Genomic DNA, 14,485 nt, shown 5'->3' with positions numbered 1-14,485 from the left:
TATCACCGCTATTAGTCATTTTTGGCGGAATATGCTGCTAAAAAGCTGCCTTAATTGGCAGCTTTTTTAATAGCGTGTGATTTTCGAATTTGAGATAGGGAATGACGTTTTACGCTTTAGACACGACCATGCCAACTAAATCGGATGCTTTAGTATCATCCACCTCAATGCCAATCAACTTGACATACTGATCGCGCTTTTCTGTTTGTGTGGCAGATAGTCCATTAGCTTGCAATAGTTTGGCTGCTCGCTGGGCGGTTTTCATTTGTTCATCGGTTAAGGTGTCATCTAAATGAATCTGCGCTATCACTTTAAGCAAGCTTAACGCGATTTGCTTGTCTTTAGGCGATAGCGTTAACGCTTGTCGCAAATTGTTATAGGCAGGTATTAATCGGTTTTCTTTATAGTTTACCGTTGCCATCTGCTTGAGTTCTTTCGTCGTAAACTGAATTTCAGTTCTTTCAATCGACTCTTGATTCAAGTATTCATTCACCACCTGCGACGTAAAAGTATCACCTTCAATCTGCTTTCTAAGCTTGTCTAAGATACTGACGCACTGTTCACGCATACCGAGTTCATGAAACGCTTTCATTTTATCAAGACTGTCTTCCATCGACAGACCTTCCGTAGAAGCAGAGCGATCTTTCATTATCTTCTCGGCACTTCTTTTATCATCTCTTAGGCAGAGAACCCGCGCCTTAACCACGTCAATTTGCTCACCTAGTTGATTCTGCATACCTTTTTGATTTTTAAGTTCTTCAAGCTCTGCTTCCGCTTTTTGAAGATACTTTTCCGTCTCGATATTTCCAAGGCTGGTAGCGAGATCTATAGTGGAACGAATTACGTTTAGTGTAAGTTGTGGAGAGTCATGGATTGAATTTTTGGCGAATTTAGCCATGTTCTGTACGGCCGATAATTGCCCTGCCTTATCGTGATTGAGTCGAGCTAAGTCCCAAAGTCGCTTGTTGCGTTCAATATTCCTAGGGGCAAGCTTACTCGCTTCCTTCATTTGCTCATAAGCAATGTCAAACTGCTCTTTTTCTATAAAATACTGCGCTAGCAAATCAAAGGTTAAAAATCGCGTATCCGGGCGCAAAAGCAAGTCATCAACAAGAAGCTGCGCTTCTTCTAGTTCATCTTGTCGCAAAAGAGATCGAGTCAAACCTATATGGACCCACGCATGATCCATGCTTTGCAACAAACCTCTAAAATAGTCTTCAGCGGTCCCATAATCGCGAAGCTGCAAAAGGCAGTCGCCAATTAAGCGTTTTATTCGGGTGTGATATTCTGAAAGCGATGGGTCTTTCAACTGTCGCTCAGCGTAATACATGGCTGTCGAGTAGTCGCCCATTTGCATGCAGTGCAACATTTTATGCAGTTTGAGACGAACCTGAATCAAATACTCTAAGCGTGTTTCAATCTTATTTCGCTGTAAAGGTTTAACCCAAAAGTCATCTGGTTGAAGCTCAACAATGCAATTAACAAGTTCTGGAGACGTTTCGGCACTGAGGAACACCACCGTTGTTGTGTCATTGATATGGTTTAAATGCTTGAGTTCTTCAAAAAGATGAAAGCCATCTTTATCGTGGCTAACATTAAATGCGAGTAAAACAAAATCATACTGTCGTGATTCACACAGTCGCTTTGCATGAAACGCGTTGAATGCACTACTTACATTTTTAATTCCAATTTCATGCAGTGCGGATGCAATAACATCGTGGACAAGCCCCTGGTTATCAATAACCAGTACATGCAAATCTTCTCGTGGCGTGGGGGCAGGTATTTTTTCCAGCATTAAGCGATCACTTCTAACGTCTTTTCCCTAAGCGACACAATAGATTATTGGGAAGATCTATTGCGAACTGCACTATATTACTCTTAAAAGATGTTCTAAATCTTCTAACTCATTATTGTAGCACTTACTTGAAATGGAGCATGCAGATATAGGATTTATACCATATTAGCCTTTATAAGTAGTATGCGCTTTTTTCTAAGTAATACAGCGAAAAGCTATTATACATAAGTCTATGACTTTTGATACTAAGCTCGCTTAACAGGCGTCGACCAGTCTTTAGCGAGGTGGATCTAAATTGTCATTTACACTGCCATTTACTCTAAACCAGCCAGCAACAGAGTGACGTGTTCGCGCTGCTGGTAATACTTCATGGGGGAAGTCTTCGCTTAGAAAAACAACAAACGTCCCAATTTTGGGTAACACGCGTGTGCCAATAAGGTCTTCACTGTCAGCATACAACACCAGCTCTCCCCCATCCTCTCTTTTCCAATCGTCATTTAAATACGCAACCAGCGATAAAACGCGATTACCTTGACCTTTGAAAGCATCTACATGACGTTTGTAAAATTTACCGGGTTCGTAGCAAGCAAAGTGACTTTCAAAGGAAAACAGGCCCATGAACAAGGAGCGATTAATATAATTCTGCATTGCTGCGCACCAATCGAGCCAAAGCGCGCCCTCTGGAGTAGAACCAGTTATCCAACAGATTTCATCGCCCCTTATCTCTTCCGCTTTTTGATAGTTAAACGAACGACCTATACCCGCTTTTTTATATTCCTCATCAGCAATCCAACGCTGACGAGTTAAGAGCGCATCAGTTATAAACTCAGGTAAACCGTTTTCTTGGATAGAAAAACCTTTTGATACAAGGTCATCAACGATATTTTCAAAAATTAATTCATCAAAAATGCGAAGGGGTTGGTGCGAAGCGAGTTGTTCTCTGTTCATCAAATTGTCATTACCTAAATAATCTTCCCGGTTACTTTATTTGGCAGCGGTAGCAAAGGGCCACGAGAGAGGCGAAGTTATACGCTGAGGTTCATCATATAGCAACGATCAATCACGCTGAAATGCGGCAATTTTTTAATCGAGAATAGAAAAAATATTAATCGTAAGACATTGCACTTCAAGGTCGCACACTTCTTGCTTAACTTCGCTAACCGTACTTGAGTTATCTATATTTCACGTTCACTTAAATGAGAAAAATTAAGATGAACAGTGGCGTTTCTAAGCGTACTATCACATGGTGATGTAGACACTCTTAGTTTCGTAAGAAATTTTCAGCAAAATGAGTAACCCATGAGTCAAGACCAAACACAAATAGAAGAAACTGAACACCATCTAGATTTAAGACATTTAAGGCTAGATGATTACGACGATGTAAAAGCATTGATGGATAAAGTGTACGCCAATGTTGGAGGCGCATGGCCTTATTCTAACTATAAAGCCCAAGTAACCACTTTTCCTGACGGTCAAATTTGTATTGAAGACAAGGGCAAAGTGGTAGCGTTCGCGATTTCAGTAATTGTGGACTACGACCAGTTTGGCGATAAACACAGCTACGATGAAATAACTGGCGATGCTTACTTGACCACTCACGATCCTAACGGCGACGTTCTCTATGGTGTTGAGGTTATTGTTTGTCCAGAATACCGTGGATTAAGACTGGGTAGACGCCTTTATGAAGCACGTAAAGAGCTTTGTCGAAACTTGAATTTAAAGTCAATAATGGCAGGCGGTCGTATTCCAAATTACAAAAATCACGCACATGAACTGTCGCCTTATGAGTACATCGAGCAAGTTAAACTCAAAGATATTTACGACCCTATACTCACCTTCCAGCTTTCGAATGGGTTTGAAGTAAAGCAAGTGATGTCGGCTTACCTACCTGAAGATGAAGCATCTAAAGGATACGCAACGTTACTTCAATGGCACAATATTTACTATGAGCCGGGCACACCCTCACTTATTGCAAGTAGAAAATCCAACGCACGTATAGGCTGTATTCAGTGGCAAATGCGATATTTCAACAACGTTGAAGAGCTGTTGCAGCAAGTAGAATATTTTGTTGATGCACTATCGGATTATTCATGCGATGTTGCTCTGTTCCCAGAGTTTTTTAATGCCCCACTGATGGGCCTTAGCCCGTCGGAATCGTCGATAGACGCAATATGGCACTTAGCTACTTACACGAACGAAATTTTAACTGCCGTTTCTCATTTAGCCGTGTCTTACAACATCACAATTATCGCAGGCTCAATGCCCGTGGTTGAAGATGAAGAGCTCTTTAATGTGAGCTACATCTGTAAGCGTGATGGTACGATTGAAAGCCAGTACAAGCTGCACCCCACGCCTCATGAGAAAAAAGATTGGATTATGAAAGGTGGAAACAGCCTTAAAACGTTTGACACGGATTTTGGCAAAATTGGGGTGTTAATCTGTTATGACGTAGAGTTTCCAGAGCTTGCGCGTATTTTATCAGAGCAGGAAATGCAGATTCTGTTCGTGCCATTTTGGACAGACACCAAGAACGGATATTTGCGGGTACGTCGTTGTGCGCAAGCCAGAGCGATTGAAAATGAGTGTTATGTGGCCATTGCGGGCAGCGTAGGCAACCTGCCTAAGGTTGATAACGTCGATATTCAATATGGACAAACGGCTGTATTTTCACCGAGTGATTTCGCTTTCCCTCATGATGCGATTGTGTCGGAAACGACACCAAATACAGAAATGACGCTTATTGTTGACTTAGATTTAGACAAGCTTACCAAACTTCAAAATGAAGGTTCTGTCCGAAACTATTTGGATAGAAGACGTGATTTATATCGCGTCGAGTGGATAGGCGACAAAAGCTAAGAAAGCAAGATAGACGCTACAACACTAATCATACAAAAGATAATGTATGTCACCATGGCTTATGTGGAAATTAAGCGCCCCATAAGCCGTGGAATTTCCTTCGATTTAGCGATAACATAGAATCGTGCGCAAATACAATAAGGGCTTTCCGGTTGAGTGACGTAGCTCCCATAACTTAATTCGAAAGTGCTTCATAAAGAGATAAATAACTGACTATGGCAAACAATTCAAAAAACGACGATTTTCCTACCATTAGGCTTGATGAGGAAGACCGTCGAGATTACCAGACTAAAAGGCAGGCGATTCCAACAACGTCACCGTCTACTCCTCGTTCTACGCCACCTTCTCAACCACCCTCCAATAATGGTGGCGGAAATGGTATCTGGGTCACTTTGGTTGCTGTTATTGCGCTAGTTGCGTGTGGTGGATGCTATTATCTTTATACGCTACTGGAACAGCAAAAAACTGTCGCTGACCAAGCTGAAAAGCGCATTATGCAGCTTGAAAACAAACTCTCTGCGACAGGTGAGGAAATTGGTGAATCTACCGTTGCGCTACAAGTCAAAGTAACTGAACTCAGTAACAAAACCAACGAGTTGTGGGAGCAAATGGATAAGCTTTGGGCGTCAGCATGGCGTCGTAATCAAAAAGAAATTGCAGATTTAGGCGACCGTGTTGGTGACGTGCAAACTGCCGTCAATAAAAACATTAGCGCTGTGTCTGACGATGTTAAATCTCAGTCGGCAGCCATTAACTCTGTTAAAAACCAATTAGCTTCTCTAGCCGATGAACTATTGTCTGTAAATGTTCAGTTAGAGCAAGCAGCGAGCGATAAGCAAAGTGCTCAGCAAAGCGTACGAAACCTCAGTGATAAGCTTTCTGTACTAGAGCAACGCAACACCACCCTTTCAGGCAGGATCACTAGCCTTGAAAATGAAATTCGAGAAATCGCAACAAAGGTGGTGTCTAGTAGCGGTGCATCAAGTGGAGGTGGCGCTGCGCCATCAACAGAACCAAACAACTAACTTTGTTTTGTACCTACCGCGACAGGAGCGACTGCTTTTAACGTCTTTGTGGTTAATGAAACCGAAGTCAAAGTAAATTTGAATATGAAAGGGGCTATTAGCCCCTTTCGTTTTTTAAAAATTAGACTGAGGCGTGGTAATATCGACCTCTTTCAAGAATCTACAGGAAACACTGCGCAATGAGTGACCAAGCGCTAAAACGTTTAAATAAATATATCAGCGACACGGGCCTTTGTTCACGCCGTGAAGCCGACAAACTCATTGAGCAAAACCGCGTTATTGTAAACAATCGCCCCCCAGAGCTAGGTACAAAAATAGGCCCCAATGACATTGTGAAAGTTGATGGCAAAGTGGTTGGTAAAGTTGCAAAAGACAAATCTGATCGCGTTTACATCGTCTACAACAAACCAATTGGTATCACCTGTACAACCGAACGTCATGTTAAAGGAAATATCATTGACGCTATTAGCCATAAGGACCGGATATTCCCTGTGGGAAGACTTGATAAGCCATCGGAAGGTTTAATAATTCTAACAAGCGATGGCGATATTGTTAATAAGATTTTACGTGCCGAAAACGCTCACGACAAAGAATATGAAGTTACGGTTAATCAACCAATAAGCGAACGATTTGTGAAGCGTATGTCTCGTGGCGTGCCTATACTGGGAACAGTAACAAAACCTTGTATCGTAAAACCTACTGGCAAGGCTAAATTTACGATTATTCTTACCCAGGGCCTTAACCGACAGATACGCAGGATGTGTGAATTTCTCGGTTATGAAGTGACCAAACTAAAGCGTACCCGCATCATGCATCTTGAACTTGGCACACTTAGACCAGGTCAATGGCGCAATTTGACGGAAAGAGAACTTAAAACGCTTAACAATGCGGTAAAGGACTCTTCGAAAGTAGCGAAAGAGCTACCAGAGTAGATACGAACCAGTTTTCAGTCACAAAAAAAGCGCCCATTGGGCGCTTTTCTTTGAAACCTAGTCTTATCGACGTAGACCTAGACGCTTGATAAGGTCAAGGTAACGCTCAGCGTTCTTGCCTTTAAGGTAGTCTAGAAGCTTACGACGTTGGCTAACCATACGTAGAAGACCACGACGAGAGTGGTGATCTTTCTTGTGATCAGCAAAGTGACCTTGAAGCTTGTTGATGTTGTGAGTTAGCAAAGCAACTTGAACTTCTGGTGAACCAGTGTCGCCTTCTTTAACGCCGTACTCAGCAATAATTTTTGCGGTTTCTTCTTTAGTTAGTGACATATCATTCTCCTAATATTAATGCTTCGCCGATCACTAATTCAGCAAAGCGGAATGAGCGCTGTATTATAATGACGTTTGCTCAGTTAGCAAGCCATAAACGTCTTTATTTTATTGGCTTTTTATGAATAAACAACTCGACGTTTTGGGTTAACAAACACTTCTTGTTTAGGGATACCTTGGTCTTTAGGGTCAAGAACTCCTTCTCCTACGCCTAAGAAAATACCACTGGTATCGTCGCCATAGTAAACACGATAAGCTGTGCCTTCACAAAGTGCTTCGCTGCACTCGCCTTTTACAGATTGGCCGTTATCAAAACGGTTTCTTTCAGCGTCGTTAATCGTCACAAATGGCAAACGACTTACAGCGGTATCCATGGGAATCAATAGGTCATCAAGCGCTTTAAAGTCACCTTCTTCCAGTGATTCCTGAATTTCAATCAACTTATCAAGCGATACCATATTATCCGTAGGATAGTCTGCTACTTCAGTGCGGTGTAAACGAGTCACGTAAGCACCACAGCCAAGGTTCTGACCTAAATCATCTACGATGGAGCGAATATAAGTGCCTTTGCTGCACTTAATGCGCATTTCTACAAACGGCAGTTCAATGCGCAGTACATCTAATTCGTACACTTCAATATCCCGGGGTTCACGCTCGATTTCTATACCTTGACGGGCATAGTGATAGAGCGGCTTACCTTGATGTTTAAGCGCTGAAAACATGGACGGGATTTGTTTGCTCTTACCAAGAAATGCCAAGCACGCATCGCGCACTTGCTCTTCGCTCACATCAACAGGCTTTTCTTCAACCACTTCACCGTCTGCATCAGATGTAGTTGTGCGCACGCCCAGTTGAGCCGTTACTTCGTAGGTTTTCTCAGCATCCAGAAGAAACTGGGAAAACTTAGTGGCCTCACCTAAGCACAACGGCAACATGCCACTGGCAAGTGGATCGAGTGCGCCTGTATGCCCGGCTTTTGCCGCTTTGTACAGCCAGCGCACTTTTTGAAGCAGTTGATTAGATGACCCACCAAGCGGTTTATCAAGCAATACTATGCCGTTAATCTCACGGCCTTTACGACGTCTTGCCATTTACTCCTGCTCTTGTGGATCGTCTTTATCACGCTTTGACTCATCTTTTGCGATGGTCTGCGACACAAGATTAGATATTCTCATACCTTCTATAATCGACTTGTCTTCAAAGAAATGAAGATCAGGTACTGAACGCATGCGAAGACGTTTTGCTAGGATACTGCGAATAAACTTCTTGTATTCAGCAAGTTGCTTGATTTGCACTTTGCCTTCTTCTTCAGTGCTATTGTAAATAGTCACAAAGATTTTTGCGTGCGCTAAGTCGCGCGACACGTCAACATCAGAGACAGTTATTAATGGCATGTCCCCAACACGATGCTTATATTCATTTTGCAGAATGCTCGCCACTTCTTTATGAACTTGCTGAGCGACTCTGTCGGTACGTGAAAATTCACGGGCCATTTGTACTCTCCTTTCCTTATTTACTTTCAAACATGAATTGCGCCTGCTTTTTTAAATACAGACAAAAACGGGAGCACTCGGCCCCCGTTTTTCACATGCCGAATTAACTAAGGCAATTAAATTTCGCGTTTAACCTCAACGATTTCGAAGACCTCAATTTGGTCACCTACTTTCACGTCGTTGTAGTTCTTAACGCCAATACCACATTCCATACCGCTACGAACGTCTTGAACATCGTCTTTAAAGCGACGTAGTGATTCAAGCTCACCTTCGTAAATTACTACGTTGTCACGAAGTACACGGATTGGATTGCTACGCTTAACGTTACCCTCAGTAACCATACAGCCCGCGATTGCACCTAGTTTAGGTGACTTAAATACATCACGTACTTCTGCAAGACCAATGATTTCCTGCTTGAATTCTGGTGCAAGCATACCGCTCATGGCCGCTTTCACTTCATCAATTAGGTTATAGATAACGCTGTAGTAACGTAAATCGATTTCTTCCGCTTCTAATACGCGACGCGCTGTTGCATCAGCACGAACGTTAAAGCCAAGTACGATAGCACCTGATGCAGCTGCAAGCGTTGCGTCCGTTTCAGTGATACCACCTACTCCGCTACCTACAATATTCACTTTAACTTCAGCAGTAGAAAGCTTAACAAGTGATTCAGAGATCGCTTCAACAGAACCCTGTACGTCGGCTTTAAGCACGATGTTAAGTTCACTAACATCACCTGATTCCATGTTTGCAAACATGTTCTCAAGCTTCGCTTTTTGCTGACGAGCCAGTTTAAGTTCACGCTTCTTCTGATGGCGCTTGGCGGCAACTTCACGAGCTTTACGCTCGTCTTTAACAACAGCAGCGTCCTCACCTGCAACAGGAACACCTGACAAGCCAAGTACTTCTACTGGTGTAGAAGGGCCTGCAACTTTCATGTCCTGACCGTTTTCATCGCGCATAGCACGAACACGTCCGTACTCTTCACCACAAAGTAAAATGTCACCAGGGCGTAACTGCCCTTCCTGTACTAATACAGATGCTACCGGACCACGACCTTTATCAAGGCGAGACTCAATAACAATACCTCGGCCAGGGCCTTCAGCCACAGCTTGTAGGTCGAGAAGCTCTGCTTGAAGAACGATAGCTTCAAGAAGCTCATCAACGCCCATACCGGTTTTAGCCGATACGTTACAGAACTGGTGCTCACCGCCCCACTCTTCTGAGATAACTTCTAGTTGAGAAAGCTCAGTTTTAACGCGGTCTGGATCGGCTGTTTCTTTATCCATTTTGTTAACTGCAACGATAAGAGGTACGCCAGCAGCGCGAGCGTGCTGTACTGCTTCTTTCGTTTGCGGCATTACACCGTCATCAGCAGCAACAACCAAGATGACGATATCTGTTGCCGTAGCACCACGGGCACGCATCGCTGTAAATGCAGCGTGTCCAGGTGTATCTAGGAAAGTGATTTCACCGTTGTCCGTTTCTACTTTGTAAGCACCGATGTGCTGAGTAATACCACCAGCTTCACCATCTGCTACTTTCGCGCGGCGGATGTAGTCAAGTAATGATGTTTTACCGTGGTCAACGTGACCCATGATAGTTACAACAGGTGCACGGCTGGTTTTGATGCCATCCATACCCTCTGCTAACAACTCGTCTTCTAGCGCGTTGTCGTTAACAAGCTCGTATTTATGGCCCATTTCTTCAATAACGAGTACCGCAGTATCTTGGTCTAGTACTTGGTTAATGGTTGCCATTTCGCCCATCTTCATCATCGTTTTGATAACTTCGTTAGACTTAATAGCAAGTTTACTTGCCAATTCGCCTACAGTGATGGTTGCGCCAAGCTTAACTACGCGCTCTACAGGCGCAGCTGGCTTATTAAAGCCTTGCTTTAGATGTTCACCAGCGTTTTTCTTCGACTTGCGACGACGACGAGATGAACGCTCAACCTGCATATCTTCTTCGTCTTCTGCTTCTTGCGCATAACGGTTAGAGTGCAAGTGAACTTCTTCTGCTTCCGCTTTCTTACGACGCTCTTCTTCTTCTTTCCAGCGACGCTCGTTTTCTTCAGCTAATTTACGCGCTTCTTCCGCCGCTTTCTTAGCGTCTTCTTCAAGTTTCTTCTGCGCTTCTTCTTCTTGCGCTTTGCGTAAACGTTCTTCTTCTTGGCGAGCCGCTTCCGCTTCTGCTTTCTCAGCCTCGCTTAATTCAGGCTCGTCTTTCTTACGTGCCTCTGCTTCTTTTTTCGCTTGCTCAGCACGACGAGCGCGCTCTTCATCAGCGGCTTTTTTCGCTTCTTGCGCTTTACGTGCTTTTTCTTCTGCAGCTTTTTTCGCTTCCGCCGCAGCTTTCTCTTCCGCTTCGCGCTTCAAACGTGCTTCTTCTTCAAGACGCTTCGCCTCTTCTTCCGCTTGGCGCTGCTGTTCTTCAATGTCGCTACGTTTAACGTATGTGCGCTTTTTGCGTACTTCTACTTTCACTTCTTTAGACTTACCAACACTTAGTGTGCTCGTTGTCTTACGCTTAAGTGTCATGCGCGTTGGTTCAGCTGCGCTGCCGTGTTGCTTACTTAAATGATCCAATAGTTTTTGTTTCTCGTCTTCGTTTACCTGATCGCCGGCACTCTTAGAGATACCCGCGTCTTTAAACTGGCCAACCAATCGGTCAACGGTCGTACCAATGTCGCTGGCGAGCTTTTCAATAGATACATCTGCCATTACGTAATTTTCCCCCTGTTGACCTTACTCTTCTTCACTGAACCATACGATATTACGAGCCGCCATGATTAATGCACCGGCTTTCTCTTCGTCTAGTTCATCGATATCACTGATATCATCGGTACCTTGTTCTGCTAATTCTTCTAGGTCGGTAACACCGCGGCTGGCCAACACATAAGCCACGTGTTTACTCATACCTTCAAGATTTAATAAGGCTTCGGTAGGTTCTGCACCTTCAAGCGATTCTTCGTTCGCAAGTGCACGCGTGGTTAAGAAAGCACGCGCTCTATTGCGCAGCTCTTCAACCATTTCTTCATCTAACCCTTCAACCGCTAGAAGTTCACTTGCCGGCACGTATGCCACTTCTTCTAGTGTTGTAAAGCCTTCATCTACTAGGACTGACGCGAAATCTTCATCGATGTCCAAACCAGCAGTAAATAGATTAAGTACCTTCGCGTTTTCTTCTTCGTGTTTCTTGTTGAGATCGTCAACCGTCATCACGTTAAGTTCCCAGCCAGTCAGTTGGCTAGCTAGGCGTACGTTTTGACCACTACGGCCAATTGCTTGCGCTAAGTTGTCAGCTTCAACGGCTACGTCCATAGTGTTGCTGTCTTCGTCGACAACAATAGACGCTACCTCAGCTGGTGCCATTGCATTGATAACGAATTGCGCTGGATTTTCATCCCAAAGCACGATATCAACACGTTCGCCGCCAAGTTCACCCGACACAGCTTGTACACGTGATCCACGCATACCCACACACGCACCAACTGGGTCCAAACGTTTGTCGTTAGTTTTAACAGCAATCTTTGCACGTGAACCTGGGTCCCGTGCTGCAGATTTAATCTCTAGTGTTTCTTCCGCTATTTCTGGCACTTCTAAACGGAATAGTTCAACTAGCATGTCTGGATGCGTACGACTGATAAACAGCTGAGCACCACGCGCTTCTGGGCGGATAACGTATAGAAGACCGCGTACACGGTCGCCCGGACGGAAGGTTTCACGAGGAAGCATATCGTCGCGGTAGATAACACCTTCAGCATTGTTGCCTAGGTCGATAATGATGTTATCGCGGTTAACTTTCTTAACCGTACCTGTTACCAGCTCACCTACTTTGTCTTCGTACTCAGCAATCATCTGCTGACGCTCAGCTTCGCGCACTTTTTGCACGATAACTTGCTTAGCGGTTTGCGTAGTTATGCGGTCGAATTTAATAGATTCAATCTGTTCTTCAACATAATCGCCAAGTTGTATTTCAGGTTCGTCAATTTGCGCTGCAGAAATCGTAATTTCGGCAAATGGGTTTTCCTGTTCTTGATCATCAGGAATTACCAACCAGCGACGGAATGTATCAAAGTCACCTGACGACCTGTCGATGCTTACACGAACTTCAATTTCGCCTTCGTTTTTCTTTTTTGTTGCGCTAGCAATTGCAAACTCTAGCGCTTCAAAAATTTTCTCTCTAGGCACTTGTTTTTCATTTGAAACGGCTTCCGCCACTAACAAAATTTCTTTATTCATTTTCGCCTCACTTTCGCTTTCGTCGATGAAAGCAGAGCTGTTCCGTTAATCGAACGTGGGAACAACGTTACCTTTTTCGATATTCGCCACAGCTAACTGGAACTGCTGGCCGTCCACTTCAATACTTACCATGCCGTCTTCGCAAGCAAGTACTTTGCCTTTAAAATTACGTCTGTCGCCCATCGGCATAGACAAACGAACTTGAACTACTTCACCCACAGACTCAATGTAGTGCTTTTCTTTGAAAAGCGGTCTGTCCATACCTGGTGATGACACTTCCAAGTTGTATTCAGTACTAATTGGATCTTCTACGTCCAAAATTGCGCTAACCTGATGACTTACATCTGCACAATCATCTACGGTAATACCGTTTTCATGATCAATAAAAACACGAAGAATCGAATGTTTCCCCGCTCGTACAAACTCGATACCAACCAGCTCGAAACCCAGTGCTTCCACACCTGGCTCTAACATTTCGGTTAGTTTCTCTTCAAGTTTTGCCAATGCAAACCTCCAAAAACGAAAAAAGGGCCTAAAGCCCACCTGTCATCACCCGGCTCAGCCAGGCTGACTCCAGGTTTTAATACAACAAAAAGCCCCGGACTAGCGGGGCTTTTATTAAAATTCTGAACCCATACCTGCCAGCAAGGGCAGTTGCAAACCTATGGGTAAAACCACCGTTAGGTGATAGCTTGCTATGGATAAGTGCGTTACTTTCCTAACTTGAGGGAGCCCGCTCTCATCACTCGATGTATGCATTATACGTATAGGTGACACATTAAGCAACAGCCAATACCTACTCTTCGTCTTTGAAGGCTGCTCTTATTTCCAAGACTCTGGGCAGTATCTCTATCATTAAATCAACTAACCTAGGTTCAAAATGCTTACCTTTTTGACTTTTTAGAAAATCAACGGTTTCATCAATGGTCCACGCTTCTTTGTATGGACGTTTACTGGTCAGCGCGTCAAATACATCAGCGATGGCACAAATACGCCCCTCAATAGGAATATCCTCACCAGCTAGCCCTCTAGGATAGCCTGTTCCATCCCACTTCTCATGGTGTGTCAGTGACACTGATTTCGCCACCTGCAACAACAGAGAATCGCCGCAATCACCAATGATTTCCGCACCAATCTCTGGATGCTTTTTCATAGTCGAAAACTCTTCATCAGTCAGCTTTCCAGGCTTTAGCATTATACTGTCAGCAATACCTATTTTTCCTATATCATGCATTGGTGCAGCATGTAGTAATATTTCTGCCTGCTTTGCTGTCAACCCGTAAGCGAGTGCCAATTCTTTAGCAAAATGACTCATGCGCATGACGTGCATACCGGTCTCGTTGTCTTTATACTCCGCCGCTTTACCCAATCGTTGCACAACCTGAAGTCGGCTGTTAAGCAACTCGTCTGCCTGTACAAGGCTAAGGTGAGTTTTCACCCTAACTCTTACAATAGCTGGGGATATTGGCTTAGTTATGTAGTCTACTGCACCGGCATCAAATCCCTCAGCTTCATCATGCTCATCATTTAATGCAGTAACAAAAATAATAGGAATATGCTTAGTATTGCTTTGCCGCTTTAGATGACGGCATACTTCAAAACCCGTTAACCCTGGCATCATCACGTCAAGAAGAATTAAGTTAGGTAGCCTAGTCTCGGCGAGCTTTATCGCCTCTTCACCATTTTTTGCGAATACCAGCTGATACTCAGACTCAAGAAGCCGTTTTAAAACACGAAGATTAACAGGCTCGTCGTCAACAATAAGTAATGTTGGTTTAGCAATTTCAGTTTCTAACATGCCGTATCT

General features: G+C 43.8%; 12 protein-coding genes. 3 read left to right on the top strand and 9 right to left on the bottom strand.

What is annotated here, in order from left to right; all coding sequences use genetic code 11:
- Positions 1 to 109: 109 nt before the first annotated feature.
- Both C6Y39_RS09865 and C6Y39_RS09860 read right to left on the bottom strand, forming a co-directional pair.
- Positions 110 to 1,795 (bottom strand): response regulator, encoded by a 1,686-nt coding sequence (locus tag C6Y39_RS09865; RefSeq protein ID WP_105931087.1) that lies wholly within the window; start codon positions 1,793 to 1,795, stop codon positions 110 to 112.
- A gap of 276 nt (positions 1,796 to 2,071) precedes the next feature.
- Positions 2,072 to 2,743, bottom strand: coding sequence for a 2OG-Fe(II) oxygenase (locus C6Y39_RS09860; protein WP_105931086.1), 672 nt, complete (start codon positions 2,741 to 2,743; stop codon positions 2,072 to 2,074).
- Between the two features lie 351 nt (positions 2,744 to 3,094).
- Here C6Y39_RS09860 and C6Y39_RS09855 point away from each other — a divergent pair, with 351 nt between their 5' ends.
- The 3 genes from C6Y39_RS09855 (at position 3,095) to rluF (ending at position 6,608) form a co-directional block, all read left to right on the top strand.
- Positions 3,095 to 4,651 carry a bifunctional GNAT family N-acetyltransferase/carbon-nitrogen hydrolase family protein gene (locus tag C6Y39_RS09855; RefSeq protein ID WP_105931085.1) on the top strand — a complete coding sequence of 519 codons (1,557 nt, stop codon included), beginning with the start codon at positions 3,095 to 3,097 and terminating at the stop codon, positions 4,649 to 4,651.
- A 215-nt stretch (positions 4,652 to 4,866) separates the two neighbouring features.
- The gene (locus C6Y39_RS09850) at positions 4,867 to 5,676 is read left to right on the top strand and encodes a hypothetical protein (RefSeq protein WP_105931084.1); all 810 of its coding nucleotides are present in this window, start codon (positions 4,867 to 4,869) and stop codon (positions 5,674 to 5,676) included.
- A gap of 179 nt (positions 5,677 to 5,855) precedes the next feature.
- A complete protein-coding gene (gene rluF / locus C6Y39_RS09845; RefSeq protein ID WP_105931083.1) occupies positions 5,856 to 6,608 on the top strand; it encodes a 23S rRNA pseudouridine(2604) synthase RluF in 753 nt (250 codons plus the stop codon).
- Between the two features lie 63 nt (positions 6,609 to 6,671).
- Here rluF and rpsO read toward each other — a convergent pair whose 3' ends face one another.
- From rpsO to C6Y39_RS09810, 7 genes are all read right to left on the bottom strand, one after another.
- Positions 6,672 to 6,941 carry a 30S ribosomal protein S15 gene (gene rpsO / locus C6Y39_RS09840; RefSeq protein ID WP_025255019.1) on the bottom strand — a complete coding sequence of 90 codons (270 nt, stop codon included), beginning with the start codon at positions 6,939 to 6,941 and terminating at the stop codon, positions 6,672 to 6,674.
- Positions 6,942 to 7,060: 119 nt separating this feature from the next.
- Complete coding sequence (gene truB, locus C6Y39_RS09835) at positions 7,061 to 8,032, bottom strand: tRNA pseudouridine(55) synthase TruB (RefSeq protein WP_105931082.1); 972 nt, start codon at positions 8,030 to 8,032, stop codon at positions 7,061 to 7,063.
- Positions 8,033 to 8,434 carry a 30S ribosome-binding factor RbfA gene (rbfA, locus tag C6Y39_RS09830; RefSeq protein ID WP_105931081.1) on the bottom strand — a complete coding sequence of 134 codons (402 nt, stop codon included), beginning with the start codon at positions 8,432 to 8,434 and terminating at the stop codon, positions 8,033 to 8,035. It abuts the gene before it with no gap.
- A 116-nt stretch (positions 8,435 to 8,550) separates the two neighbouring features.
- Positions 8,551 to 11,157, bottom strand: coding sequence for a translation initiation factor IF-2 (gene infB, locus C6Y39_RS09825; protein WP_105931080.1), 2,607 nt, complete (start codon positions 11,155 to 11,157; stop codon positions 8,551 to 8,553).
- Positions 11,158 to 11,181: 24 nt separating this feature from the next.
- Positions 11,182 to 12,678: a transcription termination factor NusA gene (nusA, locus tag C6Y39_RS09820; RefSeq protein ID WP_105931079.1), complete on the bottom strand. Its 1,497-nt coding sequence runs from the start codon at positions 12,676 to 12,678 to the stop codon at positions 11,182 to 11,184.
- 45 nt (positions 12,679 to 12,723) lie between these two features.
- Positions 12,724 to 13,182 (bottom strand): ribosome maturation factor RimP, encoded by a 459-nt coding sequence (rimP, locus tag C6Y39_RS09815; protein ID WP_105931078.1) that lies wholly within the window; start codon positions 13,180 to 13,182, stop codon positions 12,724 to 12,726.
- Positions 13,183 to 13,474: 292 nt separating this feature from the next.
- A complete protein-coding gene (locus C6Y39_RS09810) occupies positions 13,475 to 14,476 on the bottom strand; it encodes a response regulator (RefSeq protein ID WP_105931077.1) in 1,002 nt (333 codons plus the stop codon).
- Between the last annotated feature and the right edge of the window lie 9 nt (positions 14,477 to 14,485).

Source organism: Alteromonas gracilis, assembly GCF_002993325.1.
GTDB classification, from domain to species: domain Bacteria; phylum Pseudomonadota; class Gammaproteobacteria; order Enterobacterales; family Alteromonadaceae; genus Alteromonas; species Alteromonas gracilis.
The sequence above is the reverse complement of the archived record's forward strand: the minus strand, read 5'-3'. Positions and strand labels throughout refer to the sequence as shown.